General features: G+C 67.4%; 15 protein-coding genes. 4 read left to right on the forward strand and 11 right to left on the reverse strand.

The window, feature by feature from the left end:
• Positions 1 to 2 precede the first annotated feature (2 nt).
• Both P7L68_RS20765 and P7L68_RS20770 read left to right on the forward strand, forming a co-directional pair.
• Positions 3 to 1,016, forward strand: coding sequence for a D-2-hydroxyacid dehydrogenase (locus P7L68_RS20765; protein WP_372001298.1), 1,014 nt, complete (start codon positions 3 to 5; stop codon positions 1,014 to 1,016).
• A complete protein-coding gene (locus tag P7L68_RS20770) occupies positions 1,013 to 2,338 on the forward strand; it encodes a glycerate kinase (RefSeq protein ID WP_372001300.1) in 1,326 nt (441 codons plus the stop codon). The genes P7L68_RS20765 and P7L68_RS20770 overlap by 4 nt, the downstream gene beginning before the upstream one ends.
• On the opposite strand, the gene P7L68_RS20775 is transcribed toward P7L68_RS20770, so the two are convergent.
• The 4 genes from P7L68_RS20775 to P7L68_RS20790 all read right to left on the reverse strand — a co-directional run bounded on the left by P7L68_RS20775 (position 2,324) and on the right by P7L68_RS20790 (position 8,394).
• Positions 2,324 to 4,285, reverse strand: coding sequence for an asparagine synthetase B (locus P7L68_RS20775; RefSeq protein WP_372001302.1), 1,962 nt, complete (start codon positions 4,283 to 4,285; stop codon positions 2,324 to 2,326). The genes P7L68_RS20770 and P7L68_RS20775 overlap by 15 nt on opposite strands.
• A 150-nt stretch (positions 4,286 to 4,435) precedes the next feature.
• On the reverse strand, positions 4,436 to 4,936 hold the full coding sequence (locus P7L68_RS20780; RefSeq protein ID WP_372001304.1) for a DUF934 domain-containing protein: 501 nt from the start codon (positions 4,934 to 4,936) through the stop codon (positions 4,436 to 4,438).
• Positions 4,920 to 6,935 carry a DUF2849 domain-containing protein gene (locus tag P7L68_RS20785; RefSeq protein WP_372001305.1) on the reverse strand — a complete coding sequence of 672 codons (2,016 nt, stop codon included), beginning with the start codon at positions 6,933 to 6,935 and terminating at the stop codon, positions 4,920 to 4,922. Before P7L68_RS20785 ends, P7L68_RS20780 begins: the two co-directional genes overlap by 17 nt.
• Before the next feature lie 259 nt (positions 6,936 to 7,194).
• Positions 7,195 to 8,394 (reverse strand): adenylate/guanylate cyclase domain-containing protein, encoded by a 1,200-nt coding sequence (locus P7L68_RS20790; protein ID WP_372001306.1) that lies wholly within the window; start codon positions 8,392 to 8,394, stop codon positions 7,195 to 7,197.
• A gap of 83 nt (positions 8,395 to 8,477) precedes the next feature.
• Between P7L68_RS20790 and P7L68_RS20795 the strand changes: the two genes are divergently transcribed.
• The gene (locus P7L68_RS20795; RefSeq protein ID WP_372001307.1) at positions 8,478 to 8,834 is read left to right on the forward strand and encodes a hypothetical protein; all 357 of its coding nucleotides are present in this window, start codon (positions 8,478 to 8,480) and stop codon (positions 8,832 to 8,834) included.
• Here the strand turns inward: P7L68_RS20795 and P7L68_RS20800 are convergent.
• From P7L68_RS20800 to P7L68_RS20830, 7 genes are all read right to left on the reverse strand, one after another.
• Positions 8,803 to 9,036, reverse strand: a complete 234-nt coding sequence (locus P7L68_RS20800) for a Nif11-like leader peptide family natural product precursor (RefSeq protein WP_372001308.1) — start codon at positions 9,034 to 9,036, stop codon at positions 8,803 to 8,805. The two genes, P7L68_RS20795 and P7L68_RS20800, sit on opposite strands and share 32 nt — an antisense overlap.
• A complete protein-coding gene (locus P7L68_RS20805) occupies positions 9,033 to 10,319 on the reverse strand; it encodes a cytochrome P450 (RefSeq protein ID WP_372001309.1) in 1,287 nt (428 codons plus the stop codon). Before P7L68_RS20805 ends, P7L68_RS20800 begins: the two co-directional genes overlap by 4 nt.
• Before the next feature lie 11 nt (positions 10,320 to 10,330).
• On the reverse strand, positions 10,331 to 12,172 hold the full coding sequence (locus P7L68_RS20810; RefSeq protein ID WP_372001311.1) for a cyclopropane-fatty-acyl-phospholipid synthase family protein: 1,842 nt from the start codon (positions 12,170 to 12,172) through the stop codon (positions 10,331 to 10,333).
• A complete protein-coding gene (locus tag P7L68_RS20815; protein WP_372001313.1) occupies positions 12,169 to 13,179 on the reverse strand; it encodes a hypothetical protein in 1,011 nt (336 codons plus the stop codon). The genes P7L68_RS20810 and P7L68_RS20815 overlap by 4 nt, the downstream gene beginning before the upstream one ends.
• On the reverse strand, positions 13,176 to 13,448 hold the full coding sequence (locus P7L68_RS20820; protein ID WP_372001315.1) for a PqqD family protein: 273 nt from the start codon (positions 13,446 to 13,448) through the stop codon (positions 13,176 to 13,178). Before P7L68_RS20820 ends, P7L68_RS20815 begins: the two co-directional genes overlap by 4 nt.
• A 213-nt stretch (positions 13,449 to 13,661) precedes the next feature.
• Positions 13,662 to 15,530, reverse strand: a complete 1,869-nt coding sequence (locus tag P7L68_RS20825) for an asparagine synthetase B (RefSeq protein WP_372001317.1) — start codon at positions 15,528 to 15,530, stop codon at positions 13,662 to 13,664.
• A gap of 309 nt (positions 15,531 to 15,839) precedes the next feature.
• Positions 15,840 to 16,451: a 2OG-Fe(II) oxygenase family protein gene (locus P7L68_RS20830; RefSeq protein ID WP_372001319.1), complete on the reverse strand. Its 612-nt coding sequence runs from the start codon at positions 16,449 to 16,451 to the stop codon at positions 15,840 to 15,842.
• 386 nt (positions 16,452 to 16,837) lie between these two features.
• Here P7L68_RS20830 and P7L68_RS20835 point away from each other — a divergent pair, with 386 nt between their 5' ends.
• Complete coding sequence (locus P7L68_RS20835) at positions 16,838 to 18,649, forward strand: hypothetical protein (protein ID WP_372001321.1); 1,812 nt, start codon at positions 16,838 to 16,840, stop codon at positions 18,647 to 18,649.
• Positions 18,650 to 18,698: the final 49 nt, after the last annotated feature.

An 18,698-nucleotide genomic window follows, 5' to 3' on the forward strand; every position in this document is an offset into this window, starting at 1 on the left:
CCATGACCTCACCCCGACTGGTCTTCCTGGACCGCGGGACGCTGTCGCCCGGAACCCGGCTGCGCCGCCCCGCTTTCGACCACGACGTCGTGGTCCATGACCGCACCGCCCCCGATCAGGTGGCCGGCCGCATCGCCGGCGCCAGTATCGTGATCACCAACAAGGTGCGGATCGGGGCGGATGCGCTGGATGCAGCCCCCGGGCTGCGGCTGATCGCGGTCGCCGCCACCGGCACCGATGTCATCGACCTTGCCGCCTGTACGGCCCGCGGCATCACCGTCTGCAACATCCGCGACTATGCCCGCCACACCGTACCGGAACACACCTTCGCGCTGATCTTCGCCCTGCGCCGCAGCCTGCTGGCCTATGCCGATGCGGTCAGGGCCGGGCGCTGGCAGGCGGCCGGGCAGTTCTGCTTCTTCGACCACCCGATCCGTGATCTGGCCGGGTCGCGCCTCGGCATCATCGGTGATGGCGCGCTCGGCCGCGCGGTCGGGCGGATCGGTGCCGCCCTGGGGCTGGATGTCGTCTTCGCCGCCCATAAGGGCCGCAGCGTCGCCGGGGCGCAGGGCATGGGGCCGCTTTATACCGATTTCGACAGGGTGCTGGAAACCGCCGACATCCTGACCCTGCATGCCCCGCTGATCGAGCCCGGCCCCCATGGCCCGGGCACGAGACACATGATCGGCCGGCCGGAATTCGCCCGCATGGCCCGCCGGCCGCTGCTGATCAACACCGCGCGCGGCGGGCTGGTCGATGAAACCGCCCTGGTCGAGGCGCTGGAAGCCGGGCAGATCTCCGGCGCCGGTTTCGACGTCGCCACCGCCGAACCACCGGCGCCGGATCATCCGCTGATGCGCATCGCCGGCAGGCCCGACGTGATCATCACCCCCCATATCGCCTGGGCGGCGGAAGAGGCGATCCAGACGCTCGCCGATCAGCTGATCGACCTGATCGAGGCCTTCATGGCCGGCCGGCCGCGCAATGTCGTCGCCGGCCCGGGGGCCGGATCATGAGCGGCGGGGCCGATCCCCGCCGGGCGATCTTCGACGCCGCCGTGGCCGCCTGCGATCCGGGCCTCGTGCTGCCGGCCCATCTGCCCGATGCCCCGCCCCGTGGCCGGGTGGTGCTGCTGGCCTGCGGCAAGGCCGGCGCGGCGATGATCGCGGCCGCGGCCCGCCGGTATCGCGCAGCGGGGCTCCCCCCCGATCGCCTGCAGGGCCTGGCGGTGGTGCGCCATGGCTACGGCGCCCGCGACGACGACGGCCTGCCGCCCGGGATCGAGGTGGTGGAGGCCGGCCATCCGGTCCCGGACGAGGCCGGGCTTGCAGCCACCCGCCGGGTGCTGACGATGGCGGCGGCGGCACGCCCGGACGATCTGGTGCTGGCGCTGATCTCGGGCGGGGGGTCCGCCAACTGGGTGGCCCCCGCCCCGGGCGTCGACCTTGCGGAGAAACAGGCGCTGACCCGCGCCTTGCTCCGCTCAGGGGCCGATATCCACGAGATCAATGCGGTGCGCCGGCATCTTTCGGCGATCAAGGGCGGGCGGCTCGCCGGGCTGATCCGCGGCCGGCTGGAAAGCTTCGCCATCTCGGATGTGCCGGGCGACGACCCCGCCGCCATCGCCTCGGGCCCCACGGTCGCCGACCCGACCACCCTGGCGGATGCCCGCGCGGTGCTGGAGAGATATGATGTGCCCCCCTCTCCCGCCATCGCGCTCAGGCTGCGGGATCCGGCTGCCGAGACGCCCAAACCGGGCGACCCGGCCGTCGACCGCCGCCCCTTCACCCTGCTCGCCCGACCCGCCGATGCCCTGGCTGCCGCCGCCGATGCCGCAGCCCGGGCCGGCTATCGTCCGGTTCTGCTGGGCAGCGATCTTGCCGGCGAGGCACGAGACGAGGGCACACGTCAGGCGTCCCTGGCCCTGGCGGCACAGGCGGAAGGGCACCGGGTCGCGCTGATCTCGGGCGGGGAGCTTACGGTCACCCTCCGCGGCGACGGCCGGGGCGGCCCCAATCAGGAATTCGCCCTGGCGCTGGCGATTGCGCTGGGCGGCGCCCCGGGCATCCGGGCGCTGGCAGCCGATACCGACGGCACCGATGGCGGCGCGGGTGCCGCCAGCGATCCGGCCGGTGCGCTGGTCGACCCCGATACCCTGGCACGCGCCCGGGCCGCCGGAACCGATGCCCGCGCGGCCCTGCTGCGCAATGATTCGACCGGCTTCTTTCAGGCGGCGGGCGGGCTGTTCCACCCTGGCCCCACCCGCACCAATGTCAACGACCTGCGGGTGATCCTGGTCGACCCGCTGCCGCCCGCCGGCACATCAGTTCGCGCCTGAAGCCCGCCGGATGAAATCGCCGACGGCGGTGCCGCGCAGCATCGCCAGACGATAGACAAACATCGCGTCGCGTTTGCGCAGATCCGTGGTCGCCATATCGGCGTGCAGCCTTTTCAGCCGCTCGGTGTCGAGCATCTCGCAGGCCGCAGGCGACCGCAGAATGCCTTCGACCGTGCTGTCCAGCAGCTCCGGCTTTGCGGTGAGGGCTTCGTGCCAGTCCGGCGCCTGCAGGCCGCGGCGACGCTCCGCCAGTACCTCGCGCGGCAAACGGTCGGTCATGGCGCGCCGGGCGAGCGCACGCCCGCCACCATTCTCGACGAAGATCTCGTCCGGCACCCGCATCGCAAACTCGATCAGGCGGATGTCCGAGGTCGGATCCCGGCTGTCCAGCCCCCAGCCGGCCAGTACAGCCTTGTGGTAATTGCCGCCGTCGACACGACGCAAAACCCTGAGACGCAACTCGATGCTGTCGAGGCTGGGGCGATAGGAGAGGTCGAAACCAGCCCTCTTTGCCGCTTCGAAGGCCCGGGCCCGCCTGTCGGGATGCAGCAGAGAGATGGTGGCAAGGTCCATCTGCCGCCCGGCCAGCTTCATCAGGCCGAGCCATGCCCAGGACGGCAGGGCCGGACCAATGGACTGCGCCAGCATGCCACGCCACCGCCACTGCCCGCCGGCGCGGACATGGCCGCGCGCCTCCTTGAACCAGCGCACGAAACGGCCGGACAGAAAGAGCTGGGGATAGAAGGTGTAGCCGTCATAGCTGAGGCTCATATTCCCCATCTGCCCCGACAACACGACGCGGTGCCCCGCCTTTCGGGCCATGTCGTTGATCTGATTCATCCAGACATGATTGCAGGGGTTGAGGATCGGGCGATCCATGAACTGAAACCCCGTCCCCAGCATCTCTATCGGCGAGGTACCGTCGTTGACCACCCGGACATGGTCGACATTCGGATAAAGCCGGGCGGTCGCCGAAGCCAGCGGCCATTCATCGGCCATCCGGTCGCGATCCACGAACCGGTCGTCATAGCCGGGGCGGACCGTCGAGGTATAGGCCGTCACCCGGCCCGGCGCGATCAGACGCGCGGCCGTGGCGGTCACCGACGAACTGTCGAGACCCGAACTCAGATGGGTCGCCACCCGGTCGCCCGCACCTCTGAGCCGGCAGCGCACCGCCCGGTCCAGTTCAGTGCGCAGGGCCTCGGCATATTCGTCACGGCTGGACAGGCGGAGGAGCGGCGGCGCGGGGTTCCACCAGCCCTCGGCGCGGACGCCGCCGTCGGCCGTCACCACGGCGCGGTGGCCAGGCAGGAGGCGTTCGATGCCTTCGAAGAAGGAATTGGTCCCCAGTTCCGGCAGCAGGGCCAGGAAGCCGTTGAGCCGTTCCATATCGGGGGCCATGCGCAGCCAGGGCAGCGCCAGCAGGCCGCGGGGCATGGTCGCCACAGCAAAGAAGCGGCCGCCGCCGGGCAGGGTTCCCGCATGATAGTGCAGCGGCCGGGCGCCCAGATGGTCGCGGGCCATCAGCAGGCGGCGTTCACGGACGTCCCAGACCACAAAGGCGAAATCGCCGTAGAAATGATGGACGCAGTCCAGCTCCCAGCGTTCGAACGCCGCCATGGCCAGATCGGAATCGGCCATGGTCTTCAGCCGGTCGGCGCTGATGCCCAACTCCTGCGCCAGATCCTCGCGGTTGTCCAGGCGCAGATCGGCCACCATGACGAAGCGGCCGCCGGCGCCTTCCACCGGCTGGCGGTCGTAAATGTCTTCCGGCAGCGACGGGTTGAGCCGCAACCCGATCGTGATCCGTTCATCGGCCCACCCCTGATCCGCTGCCCCGGGGCGGGCATGGGGAGTATAAATGGCCTGGGCAGCCAGCATCCGGGTGAGCGCGGCATCGCCCTCGGTGTTGCCATCGACCTGCCAGAAAGCAGCAAGCGCGGTCATACGCGGGTCCTCCGGCTCCGGAGGGCGACACGGCAGATGGCAGGATCAGGCAGGCTCATGAGGCGACACGTCCCGGGAAATGCGAACCGGCCCGGATCATAGCCGATTCCGGGCCGGTCACACATCCTCTCTTTCCAGTCCCGACGGCCGTCAGGCGCGCCCGGATACCAGGCGGCGGAAGAGCTGAACCGGCCGCGCCGGCTCGGGACCATGCGGCTGCAGCACCAGGAACTCGGCCCAGCGGGCAATCGGCCGATCCTCGGGCGCTTCCACCGTGGTGAAGCCGCAATCGAGCAGCATGACGAACTGGTCGGGCAGAACATGGCCGCGGGCGCGGATCTCACCCTCATAGCCCATGTGCTCACGCAGCGTGCGGGCAATGGTGAAGCCGCGGCCGTCGCGGAATTTCGGGAAGTCGATCGCCACCAGATCGATGGCATCCAGCACCTCGCGCAGCCGCTCTGGCCGGGCATCGGGCCCCAGCGCCACACCACGCGCCAGCCCGTCGCCCGCAACCTCCGGCGTGCCGGCCCGGGCGGCCAGGAAGCGGGCCAGCGGCAGGATGGTCTCGGGGGTGGTTACCGCCTCGCCATCGGCCGCCACCTGCCAGCGATCGGCGATCGGCTGCCCCTGATCATTTAGCAGAGCCATACAGCGCGTCCTTGAACGGGGTGATGCCGATGCGGCGATAGGTGTCGATGAAGGTCTCGCCGGCCTCGCGGTGGGCGACATGGACGTTGACGATGGTCTCGATCGCATCGACCACGTCTTCATACGAGACCGACGGCCCCAGGATCTGGCCCACGGCCGCCTGCTCGTCGGCCGCACCGCCCAGCGTGATCTGATAGGCTTCGACGCCGGCGCGATCCAGGCCCAGAATGCCGATATTGCCGATATGGTGATGGCCGCAGGCATTGATGCAGCCCGAGATGTTCAGCGTCAGCCGGCCGATATCGTGCTGGCGGTCCAGATCGGCGAAACGTTCGGCGATCCGCTGGGCGACGGGGATGCTGCGGGCCGTCGCCAGCGCGCAGTAATCCATGCCCGGGCAGGCGATGATGTCGCTGACCAGCCCGATATTGGCGGTCTCCAGCCCGGTGCCCTGCAGGGCCTGCCACAGCGCGTAGAGCGCGTCCTGGCGGACATGGGGCAGAACCAGGTTCTGTTCATGCGCCACGCGGATCTCGCCGAAGGAATGCCGGTCGGCAAGGTCGGCGACCAGGTCCATCTGCGCATCGGTGGCATCGCCCGGAATGCCGCCCACCGGCTTCAGCGAGATGACCGCCGAGATGTAGCCCGGCCGCTTGTGCGGGTTGGTGTTGGTCCGCACCCAGGCTGCGAAGGCCGGATCCGCGGCTTTGGCACGCGTGAAGGCATCGGACACCGCCGGCAGGGTCTCGAAATCCGGATCGACGAAACGGGCCGCGATCGCCTCCACCACCTCAGGCTCAAGGCGGTAGCCCTCGGCATCCATCGCCGCGAATTCTTCCTCGACCATCTGGCGGAAACGTTCGGGCTTGGTCTCGCGGACCAGGATCTTGATCCGGGCCTTGTAGAGATTGTCGCGCCGGCCGAGAGCGTTATAGACCCGCAGCACCGCTTCCATGTAGCGCAGGAAATCCGGCACCGCCACCCAGTCGGCAACCCTGGTCGCCACGATCGGCGTGCGGCCCAGCCCGCCGCCGACATGGATCTCGAACCCGATCTCGCCCGCCGCATTGCGCTTCGCCAGCACGCCGATATCGTGCAGCCGCACGGCCGCGCGGTCATTCGGGCTGCCGGTGATGGCGATCTTGAACTTGCGCGGCAGGAAGGTGAATTCCGGGTGGTCGGTGGACCACTGGCGCAGGATTTCGGCGAAGATGCGGGGATCGACCACCTCGTCGGCGGCCGCGCCCGCAAACTGGTCGGTGGTCACGTTGCGGATGCAGTTGCCGCTGGTCTGGATGGCGTGGATGTCGGCATCGGCCAGCACCTCCAGAATATCGGGGGTGTCGACCAGCCGCGGCCAGTTGAACTGGATGTTCTGGCGGGTGGTGAAATGGCCATACCCCCGGTCATAGACCCGGGCGACATAGGCCAGCTGGCGCATCTGGTCCGACGACAGCACGCCATAGGGCACGGCCACCCGCAGCATATAGCCGTGCAGCTGAAGATAGAGGCCGTTCATCAGCCGGAAGGAGCGGAACTCCTCTTCCGTCAGCTCACCGGCGATGCGACGCTCGACCTGGCGGCGGAAGACCTCGGCCCGATCCTTCAGGAAGGCGCGGTCCTGCTCGTCGTAATTGTAGATGCCGGCGGTCGCGCGATGCTGCGGCCGGGGGGCTGCCGACACCGGCGGCGCCGGCGGCCATGCGGTTTCGCCCGCCTGCTTGCCCAGATCGGCGCGCACGCTGGGGCCACGGCTGCGGATGCTCTCCCGCCGGGTGGCGGGCACCGGGCGGCCGCCGTCCACCTCGGCCGGGGCCTCGGCCACCGAGACGACCTCCTGGCGACGCTCACCTTCGGCCGCGAGCGCACGCCCGGCCTCCAGCGTCTCGCGGTCGAAGACGGCGGCACCGTCGACCCGTTCCACCCACTCGCCCGCCTGATTGAGCCAGACGGCAACGCCGTCGGTCAGGCGGTTGGCGGAAATCACATGCAAGCTCATGACCCGAACTCCTGCTCACCGCCGGCTGCGGGGACCGTCGGTGAAGGGGCAATCCGCGACGACATTGTTGTTTCGCGGCTTAATCCACACACGAAGATCATATATACGGCCGACGCCGGGAATTGCAACGCAATCCGATGTGAATAAAGGTGATGCCTGCATTGATGCCGGGACAATCTCACCGAAGATAGTCTCAGCCTGGGCTAGATAACATATTTTCGGTAGAAAACCCGAAAAATAACACTAATTTTTTGTTTAATCAGGCATCGGGGGTATAGAGGTGCTGAACCACCTCGACGCCGCGGAGCGCGAAACGTCCGACCGAGGCCACCTGATGGCCTGCGCCGTCCAGGGCATCGACGAAGGCCTGCGACAACAGCAGATTGCGGTCGACCGACCGGCACATGGCGGAAATGCGGGCGACCTCGTTCACCGCCGGCCCCACGACGGTGAAGTCCAGCCGGTCGGGACCGCCGACATTGCCGTAGAACACCGACCCCACATGCAGGGCAAGATAGAGCCCGGTCGAGGGCAGCCCCGCGCCTTCGCGCATCCGCGCCAGATCGCCGAGGCCCTGCCGGGCGGCAGCGGCGGCGGCCAGCGCCCGTTCCGTCGCCGCCTGGCGGTCGTCGGCAGGGAAGACGGCCAGAATGCCGTCGCCCATGAATTTCAGGACTTCGCCACCCTCGGCATGGATGGCGGCAACCACCGGTTCGACATGGTCGTTCAGGAAAGGGATCACCTGATCGGGCGGCAGGCTGCCGCTGATCCGCGTCCAGTCGCGCAGATCGCTGAACCACAGCACGGCATCGCGCTTTTCGGCGACCCCGCGCACGATCCGTCCCGACATCACCTGGCGGGCGACGTCGCGGCCCAGATAGGTGCGGGCGATGGTATGTGCGATACCGGACAGCGAGGCCGCGCGTATCGCCAGCCCCAGGGATGGCATGACCGCCAGGACGGCCGCCACGTCCGCCTCGCCGAACCCGCCCGGATGATCGGTGATCCACGAGACATAGACGCATTCCATGCCACCGACGCCGATCCCGTCGCCACCGGTGCCGCCGAAGCGGACGATGGTGGCCAGATAGCCGGTCTGGCCCTCGGCACGCAGCTCGGCCAGGTAGTCGAACTCGCCATCGGTCGCCGGCGACAGCAGGCGCAGCAGCATCGGCGCGCCACTCTGCTCCAGATGATTGAACGGGCTGCCCGCCCAGCTGTCCGGATCATGATCGCGACCATAGGCGATCACCGCCGTCTCTTCCTCTCCGGACCGCCAGCGAAAGGCATGTCCCTCCAGGATCGGGTGCAGGGTGTCGCAGACCATGTTGGCGCGGGTCAACGGCACACCCAAAGCCCGCAACCGCTCGGCCGTGCCGTTCAGCAGCGCCTGCTCACCGTCTCCGGCAAGGCCGGTGTCCAGGATCCAGCGGCAGATATCCCCGACGTCGATCGCCATACCCGGCCTCTTTCACAAAGCGCCACATCCCGACCGCCTGATATAAACTGGCGATCGGATGATACCATGCGCGGAGCCGGCCGATGTCGCAACGCCTCCTCTTCCTGCGTCTTGCAACCGTCACGCGGCGCGACCGCCATCTGGCGACGGATCAGGTCGCCGATGCCGTGGGGGCCGCCGGAGGCTGGATCGACGGCCACAACCAGTTCTCCAACAAGATGACCACGCTGCGCTTCACGGTCCCCGCAGGCGGGCTGGAGCTGCTCCGCAGGCGGCTGGCCGATCTTAAACTCGCGCTGACCGACGAGACCGCGGCGGCGCTGGACGCGGCCATCGCCGCCGGCCACGCGCCCGAGCGCGAGGTCTCTGCCAGTTTCCAGCTGACCTTCATCCACGACGAACCGGATCTCAGGATCGACATTCCGGCCGTGCCGGGGTGATCGCGGCCGCCATCTGCCGCATGCGCCGGTCGACGGCAAATGCCCGTACAAGATCTTCCCCGGTAAAGACCAGGCCGCAACCGGCGGCAAGCGCGATCAGATCGTCGAGGCACAGCGGTGCGGGCAGCGCCTCCAGGCGGCTGCGAAGTGCCGTTTCCTCACGGCACCGGCGCAGGAAGACCAGGGCGGCCTGGCGGCTCATCCCGATCTCCTCCCGGGCTGCCCCGACCAGGCAAGCGGCAGACTTTCCAGCCCGCGCACGGCATAGCAGCCGTTCCACCGGCCGGGCCCGGCAAGATGCAGATCCGGGGCCATGGCGACGAGCGCGCCCACGGCAATCCGCGCCTGGGCCCGGGCAAGCATGGCCCCCGGGCAGGCATGCATCCCGGCACCGAATGCCATATGCCCCCGGGCACCGCCCGAGGTGATGTCGAACGGCCGTTCGGGTTCATGGCCGGCCGCGGCAATCACCAGCAGAACCCGGTCACCGGCGCGAATGACCCGGCCGCCGATCTCCAGATCGGCAAGGGCCGTGCGGGTGACCACCTGTGCCGGCGGATCGACGCGCAACACCTCTTCGATCGCCCCGTCGATCAGCGACGGCCGCTCCCGCAGCAGAGCGAGCTGGTCCGGATGGCGCAGCAAGGTCAGCACCAGATTGCCGATCAGGGCTTCGGTGGTGGCGTGCCCCGCGAACAGCATCAGCGAAAGCTGGGCAATGGCCTCCTCCTCGCCCAGAACCCCGCGATGACGGGCGGCAGCCAGCCGGGACACCAGCGGCGGCAGACCGCGCGCCGGCTCCCCCTCTTCCGCAGCGCGCAGAAACAGCCGGCGGAAGCCCATATTCACCATCGACAGAGCGAACCAGCCCTCGGCCTCCCGCTCGGGCAGGGGATCGACATCGGTCGCAGGTGCCGTGCGCCGGATGGCCGCCATCAGCGACGCCATCAGCCCCTCCGGTATGCCGATCAGGGCGGCGATCACCTGGGCCGGGAGGGGCCGGGCCAGATCGCGCATCAGATCGAAAGGCCCGGTGGCGGTCTTCAGCAGGCGGGCGGTCTCTGCCCGGATCAGCCTGTCGAGCGCATGGAGCGCGGCAGGCGACAGCGACTCCCGGACCAGGCCGCGCAGCCGGCCATGATCGGGGGCATTGCGTTTGGTGAACCACAGCATCGCAGACCGCCGCGCCGCCAGAATCGTGGCCGACATGCTGCCGCTGCCATCCAGTTCGGGGCCCGGCTCGCCATGGCCGAGCTCGGCCGCGCGCAGCAGCCGGGCGATGTCGGCCCGGCGGGTGATCACCCAATCACCGCGCCCGGGCCGGCGCCAGACCGGATAATGATCGCGCAGCACGGCATATGTCGGATAGGGATCCGCCAGAAAGGCCGGGACACGAGGGTCGAAAGGGGCAACCCCCAGGGCCGCGAAATCCGGCTGCGGAGTCTGGGCATCAACGGCGGGGTCGGCCAGGGGAGAGGTCATCATGGCAGCTGACATCACGAACGCGCGTGGGGCTTCACCGCCCGTGCCTCGCCACAGAAAACCGGCGACGGCCCGGCGGCGTGATCCGGGAACAGATACAATCCGCCGAGACCGGTCGTCACCGGCACCGGCCCTGCCTCGTGGACATAGGCCCGCGTCCAGCGCCGTGTCGAGACCATCCCGGTGAGATCGGCCGTGCTCACTCCCTCGAACCCCGCCTGGCGGAGGGCTGCGGCGGTCTGCGAGAGGGTGCGTGTCCGATCCGCATTCACCCGGTCGAAGCGGTCGACGAACGCCCGCCCCCCGGCATCGAGCGTCTCCGCCGGCCGGGTGAAACAATCGCTGATATAGAGAATGCCGCCCGGGCGCAAGATCCGATGCATGGCGCGAAACAGGGCGGCGGGGTCGTCGGTGTGGTTCGAGCTTTCGAAGAAGACGACGGCATCGAAGAAGCCATCCGGCCAGGGGGGATGGTGATAATCCCCCGCCACCAGCCGGACCCGGTCGGACAGGCCGGCCCGCATGACGAGCCGCCGGCCAAGGGCTGCCTGATCGGGCATCAGGGTCAGCCCCCACACCTCTGCGCCGATGTCGCGGGCAAGATCCATTGCCGGCCCCCCGACGCCGCAGCCGGCATCCAGAACCCGCATCCCGGGTACCAGCCCGGCCCTCTGCGCCCAGGCGAGGTTCGATCGCCTGACATCCCCGTCGCTTCCCAGCTGATAGGCCCGGAATGTGGTGCCGAGGTGATGCAGATAGGCTGTCGTCATCTGCCGGAAATAGCGACGGGTCCTTTCCAGGATCGGCAGCCCGTCCGGCGTCTCCCAGTCGGAAGAGACCCGGGGCGGCAACCCTTCGCGCCCGTGCCCGAACCAGAGATATGCTTTGGCCGCCATCTGCCCCCCGGCATCGCGCGTGACCTTGATGTGGCTTATCCCCAGAGTGAGAACGCTCTGGCCGGCATCGGGCGCCAGCAGATCGGCACGGATCAACTCGGCAGGCCAGGGGATGTCGTCAGGCGAAAGGCGGCAGGGCCAGGCTTCCGCGGCGCTGCGCCGTTCCACATCGGCAAGCCCCAGAACGGTCGTCAGCGCCAGGGGGGGATGCGGCGGACGGGGGCCCGCGGCGCATTCAAAGCCGATCGCCGGCAGCACCCCCCGCTCCGGATCCAGATCCACGGTGAGGGTCATCCGGTCGGAGACGGCAAGAAGGGCGCGACCGAGCATTGCCGCCTCGGTCAGATCACCTGGCCAGCCGATCACCTCCAGGGTCGGGACAATCATGTCCGCCTGAAGCCGTTTGATGTTGAGCCGCATGCCGCCGCCGGGACGGCCGAGCATCAGGCCCAGATGCGACGGAAAGGCACCGGGGACGGCCGCTCTCAAGGCCGTGACAAGCCGCATCAGACGGTCCGGTTGCCGTCCCGTCAACCGCGCCGCCACATCCCCCATCGCCGATGCCGGATCCTCGTCGGGCCTGGTCGGTGGAAAGCCCAGGAAGACCGAGGGCAGGAAGCCCCCCGGCACCGGATCGAACTCCAGCCAGATTTCGACAAGGGGCGTTGTGGTCCGCCAGTCGGCCAGCAGCCCGTCCAGGCGATCCGGCGTCGCCCCCGGGGGCGCCAGCTGGTGGAGAGCGGCCCGCAATGCCGGCTCCAGACGGGCTGCGAGACGATCCTCTCGCAGCAGGCAGAGTTGAAGATCCACCTGGCGCGAGGCGCCGGAAAGCCGGCATTCAAATCCGCCCGTCAGAATGGGCGGCAGGGCGCGCATCAACGCCCCGAGCCCGCCGACATCGCCGAGTACGGGAGAGATCCGGTGTGCGAGGGCGGGCAGGACGTCGATCGGCGGTGTCATGACGGCAAGGGACCACGAGCGAGATCACGGGTCGCCCCCAGCGCATCCCATCGATCCGGACGTTCGAGGTACAGCACCGGCACCTCGCGCAGAATGCGGGCCAGACGACGAAACAGCGCGGCCCGTTCCCACGGACGTGGCGGCAGAAAGGCCGGGTGAAGCATCGCCTCCAGAGCCGGCAGCGCGGCCACCGGCGGAACGCGCCGCAAAGCCGGCGATCCGCTGCCGGTTCGCGGCCCGAGCAGCAGGATCCGCCCTACCGGCAGGCTCCCTGCCCCGTCATAGACCGGGAATTCCGGAGAAACCACCCGCCGCTTGGGCGCAATCGACCAGACCCGGGGCAGCGAGACGGGGTCGAGGCCGAACTTGGCGAGCGTGTCGGGCAGCAGCCGCGGCCCGTCCTGACCGCGATGCACGCAAAACCCGCCCGGAGTTTCGTCGAGGATTGCCTGATCATCCGCAAGCACCGGACAACCATCTCGCGCAAACGCAGCCAGAAGGGTGGACTTGCCGGCACCGCTCGGCCCCGACATCAGGATCGCCTCGCCGCCGGACACCACCGCGGCGGCATGCAGAGGCAATCGCCCCAGCCGACGCGCGACCAGGGCGAGCACCGGCCCGAGAAACAGGGAGGCGAGATCCTGCGGCAGCGTCCCGTCATCAGGCTCCGCGATCCGTCCCGCCCAGAACAGCGTCACCGACGCCCCGTCCGGAGAGATCAGGCATTCCGCAGGCATCTCGTGACCGAAGCGGATCAACCAGGGACCGTCGGGGCCATCCTGGTCCGTCTCATAGACCACGACCCCGCGATCCTTCACGTCGTCATATGATGACGGTCGCGATACCGGACGCCAGTGCCGGGCGGTGCGCGACGGGAAGCCCTGGGGCGGAACCGCAGCGACACATTCAAGGGAGGTATGGGCGACCTCCGCGGCTCCGCCGTCGAGCCAGGGGAAGCTTCGCGTCGACGCCACCCCGATCCCCTGTATCCGTGTCAGGACCGTCACGCCCCGGTAACCGTCAGCACGCCGGCGGCGGCGAGTTCGTCAACGAGCTCCGCGATATCGTTTCGAAGCGTCTCCTCGCCGACCTCGTATTCCCCGAGGAGAACCGCCACGGCCCGGTTCAGATCACCATCTTCCTGGCACAGCTGCCACAGGCGCGCGCCCACGCCGTCGAGGGCGAGATATTCCCCCGATCGCACATCAAAAATGACGACCGTCTCGCCGATGATCTGGCAGAGTACATCGTCTGGTATGACAACCCGTTTCCCCATCCGAGCTTCTCGATTAAGTCCCCGCGGCTCGTACGGAACCACGGGGAGATGCGCATCAGGAGTCGTAAGCCGATCCGCTGAAGTCGCCGTCCCAGGTGGGGCCATTGGCGGGAGCGGACCGGGTCAGGTCGGAAACCGGCGCAAGCCGCTGGAGGACCGGCTTGCGATAGGTCTTTCTGGGGGAGATGGCAGTCACGTTCGACATCCTTCCTGTCAGTGGAGCTGTGGTATTCCCCGGCTCTGATCCGGTCTTTCCTGATCACCCGACCAGGGCTCCCGGATCGTCACGGGTCGGTGGAGCCGGTCGCGCCATTTCAGCCAGTAGGCCAGCTGCCACACGCGGCGGAACCGGGCAAAGCTGTAAAACGTCCATCGCTGCTGATCGTGCAGGTCACGGCGAAGAGCTGCGACATCGACGAACCCGCCAAGATCCGGTACATCGAGCAGCGCCTCCATCCAGCCCTGCAGGCCCCGTCGCCTGACGGCGATCGATCCCGGATCACCCCCGAGCGGGGTCTTGCGCCGGCGCAGGATCTCTGTCGGCAGCTGCCCCGCCAGTGCAACCCGCAGCAACATCTTTCCCGGATGCCACGGGCGTGCAGGTACCCTGGAAACGGCATCGATCACCCGCCTGTCAAAAAACGGATGCCGCACCCGCAACGGCAGGCCGGTCACGTCGGGATCTGCATGCTGGAAAATTTCCGGCCAGAGCGGCGCACGGGCCATGCCTGCCCGGCCACTGCTGTCGCCGTCGTCATACCAGCTGGCCAGCCGGTCGCTGACCCCGCCGGGTTCGACAAGCCAGCCCGGTGCCTCCAGCCGTGCCGGTGGCGTCTTCGGAGCCTGGCGCGGGAAGGGCCGAAGCGCAGGCCGCAGACCGGAAATCCGCCAGCAGTGAAACGCATGCAGCGGAAAGGCGACCAGCGCTGCAAACGGCATGACGAAAGCCGTGTGGTGGTCGTCTGAAAACAGCGGATCTCCGCCATAGCCGCAGAAGAAGACCCGGGAGTGCCTCGCGGCCCGAATGTAGATATGCCTGTCGGCGACTTGCCGCATGGCCTCACCAGGCTCCGGCGGCAACATGTCCGGTGGGTCGACGGGCGCGGTGAGCGGCAGATGATCCGTCGCAAGCACCTCGATGGGAATTTTCAGACGGGCGGCGACCTGACGCGCCAGCTGCCCCTCCTGATCAGGCAACAGTTCACGGAGTTCGGCCGTATAAGCCCTGAGCCCTTCCGTCCCCGTGACGGAAGCCAGTCGGGCAGCAATGCTTGTCGAGTCCAGCCCCCCGCTCAGAGACAGACCGGCTTGCGGCCAGCGTCGCCGGTCAGCGACCGCCTGGTCGAATGCCTGGCGGAAGGCATCCATCTGACGGCGTGGCGAGAACCGCACGCAGGGGCGCCCGTCGGGCTCGGGCTGCCAGTATCGCCGCAGAACGGTTCTGCCTGCCTCGCAGACCAACAGATGTCCGGGCGGGATCCTGTTGACGGATCGGTAGATCGTCGCGTCCGGGCGGCTGCGGGCCGGCAGGACAAGGAAATCCATCACCGCGGTGCGATCGAGCTGCCGATCGGCGCCAGGATGCGTGAGCATGCAGGAGAGGCTGTTGGAGACGAGCAGCGTATCGCCGATGGTTGCCGTGTAGAGCTGGGCGACACCATAGTGATCGCGTGCCGCAACAAGACGTCGACGCGCCCCATCCCACAGGATGACGGCGAAGTCTCCGAAGATCCGGTCGAGGGCCGCCAGATCCCAGCAGGCAAAGGCCCGCAGCACCAGCGCCTCATCGCTCATTCCGGCATCGACCTGCATGCCGGCCGCGGTCAGAGCGTCAATCAGATCAGACCGGCCGTCCAGCCGGACATCGCCGGCAAGAATGAGAACCCCCGACTGCTCCAGCCCGTCACCGGCAGCCGCTTCCTGCACGGATCTCAGAGACGCCCGCCCCAGCGCGACAGACCGATCAACGATCACCCTGTCCCCATCCGGGGCACGGTAGCTCGTCGTCGCGAGCATCGCCCGGGCGAGCCGATGCGGCGCGGGCGCAGCATCAGGTGCCAGAAGAGCGAGAACGACGCTCACGAAGCGACGGCGAAGGAATTTCTTCCATCCCCCCTCGGCAACCAGCTGCCGTCCTGGCTCCCGATCTCTCGATCACGATCCATTTCTGCGTCACCATGTCCGCTGCCCCATCAGCGATCATGCAGAAAGAGACAATATTCAGTCAATTCCATTCAAATTTCAGGCATCCGAAATCCCCATCCAATATCGTCATCGGAGCATTACCTCGAAGATAAACTACATCAAATTGAAAATCAGAAAGACAGCTGATCTATCATCAACCATAAATGTGTACATCGTCCTCAGAAATAATATATGAGTGCCCTGGACTCAGCTCCACTCCGGCGTGCGCAGAAAGAAGCAGGTCAGATTGTACTTCACCCCGCGCACCGGCGGAGCGCCGCGGTGGAGATGGGTCCAGAAGGGCGGGAACAGGACAAGCAGGCCCCTGGTCGGCTTGATCGCGACCTGCTGATACGGGAATTCGGTGTGCCCGCCCTCTTCCACCGTGCGCAGATAGCAGAGCGCCGAAACGAAGCGGTCATAGGTATCGCGTGGGCCGGCATCGATATGCCAGCCGAAGCCCTGGCCGGGTTCGATCTTCTCGATGATCGGGACGCTCATCCGATGATTGGCCGGGGCGGTCATCCGCAGCACGGACTGGTACTTCTCCGCATAGCTGCCGAGCGCCTTGTAGAGCGCCGCCTCCACCGGCGCCATCAGGTCGTCCCAATGCGGCCCTTCCATCGAGGACATCACGCCGCTGCGATTGGCGCTCTGGCCGGCCGCCGTACGGCTGGCAAAGCGACCCTCATCCTGTTCGAAACGCGCAATCAGCTGATCGCAGAGGGTATCCGGAAGAGCATGGGGAAAGGCATCGACGAAGGCCGGTTGGGGCGGCGGCGCCGGCCGGCTGCGTGGCGGGCGGTGGGTAGCGGGCATCATTGGCACATCCCTCCACAGTCACCGGATGCTGCAGGAAGGTGGCGTGAACGGCACACGCCCACCTTCCTGCCGACACCCGGGGAACATGACAGTCGTCACAAATATATCCTTTTGAAGAGCAACCCCTTCTCTCGGACTCATGACTCAGAGTCCCGCTCTCTGTCTGAGATTTTCATCACACCTTGAGTCTCTTTGCCGGATTTTCTGCCATGCAGGCAAAAATGTACATCGATCACACTTCATACATCCCAATCGCGGAAATAGGAGCCGCATGCCATTCCGACCGAAGCACAAATCTGACCAAAAATTGAATATTTGAATCGATGATAAACTTATTGGGGAATATCCTGGTCGGTGCGAACGACATAACAGGACGAGCCGCCATGAAGACAGCCCGCTTCGTCGCCTGCGCCCTGCCTCTGCTCTGCAGCACCGCCGCGCTGGCCCAGACAATCACCTACGCCCCGGACACGGCCTCATCGCTGGTCATGATGCCGCCACTCCAGGCAAACAGCCTGTCGCCGACGCCACCCGCCGATGTGAGCGGCGGGGCACCGCAGGCCAATCTGGTCGATGCCGCCTATTTCGCCTGGGAGGAGTTCATCGCCCTGAACTGGCCGGCCCTGAAACAGAACGGCCGGGTGGTGCGCGACACGCCCGATCCGGCCGCGACCTTCGGCGACCCCAAGGCCGGGCCGCTGGTCTGGGAGACCTATCGCCACAAGATCGAGATCTTCCCGGGCAGCAATTCACCGAACGACCCGCCGCATGGCGTGCCACCCGGCACCAACGATCCCTGGGGCTACAGCGCACCGCCATCCTATGTCTATTCACCGGCGATCTTCGGTGCCGGCGGCCAGGTACCGGCCTGCCCCGGCCAACCGGCCGTCGCCCAGCCGGCCTGGATCAATCTGGACGAGACCAGCCAGATCGGCCTCGCCACCATGCATGCCGGCATCCTGGACGGCGCGCCGCCTGCCAGCCCGAACAGCGCGCCGTCGCTGATCCGCTACCTGGCCAAGGCCAACCAGACCGAATTCGACTATGTCGTGACCAACCGGCTCTGGTATGTCGGCACCGACGGCACCACCCCGCTGGAACAGCGCATCGCCACCTGGAAGGCGGGGCTGGCCGCCGGCAAGCCGGCGCCCGAGAATCAGGTCGTGACCCTGCCGGCCGGTACGATCGAGGTCAAATCCGCCTGGCGGCCGCTGGTCGCGGGCAAGGAAGATTCGACCCGCTACCACACCAACACGGTGCGCTATTACGAATCCGGCCCGGCCGGCACGCCCTGCTGGTGGGAGGCAGAATGGGCGCTGGTCGCCCTGCACATCATCCAGAAGACGCCGAGCGCGCCCCATTTCATCTTTGCGACCTTCGAGCAGGCCGACAATATCCTGCAGCCCGACGGCACACCGATCGAGGATGCGAGCGGCAAAATCGTCCAGCAGCCGGTGGGCGCCACGCCGACCACGCCCTATCTGGCCTATCAGGACAACCCGACCCATCCCTTCGTGGTACCGCTCGGCGGCGATCAGTTTTGCAACACCCCGCAGAACCGGCTCTATTTCCAGGAACTGCCGCCGGGTGATCCTTCGGTTCAGCCCGGGACACCGGTCGGCGGCAATCTCTGCGTCAATACCCGCTACGAGCCGATCAACTATACGCTGCAGCAGATCAACACCAACTTCCAGAACAGTATCCGCTCGTACATTGCCAATAAGGGCCTCTCGTCGACGCCCTGGCTGAACTACAAGCTGGTCAATGTGCAGGTGGTCCCGTTCAATCGTTCAGAGGCCCTGCCCTACAACAACACCAACTTCGTCAGCCCGAAGCTGCGCAGCGCCTTCTATCAGGCCAATATCACGGTCGAGACCGACTACACCCTGCAGCAGTTCAACGGCCGGATCGCGGCCGACAATGCGCCCACCACCTATCCGGAGGGCGGCACGCAGCAGAATTTCCAGAACGTCTACATTCGCAACCAGAACAACACGTCGTTCACCACCTATCAGATGGGCGGCTGCATGGGCTGCCACGGCAACGCCCAGGTCGGCGGCACCGATTTCAGCTTCATCATCGGCGGCAACCCGCTGAGCCTGAAACCCGACACGCCCGAGCCCGAAAGCGCCGCCGATGCCCGGGCCTTCTACACCGATCGCCTGAGCCGTCTGCCCTCGTTCAAACATCCGTAATCGCGGATCCCACAGACGACGACACCCCCGCCGGTTTCCCGGCGGGGGT

The sequence above is a fragment of the Tistrella mobilis genome (assembly GCF_041468085.1).
Lineage (GTDB): Bacteria > Pseudomonadota > Alphaproteobacteria > Tistrellales > Tistrellaceae > Tistrella > Tistrella mobilis_A.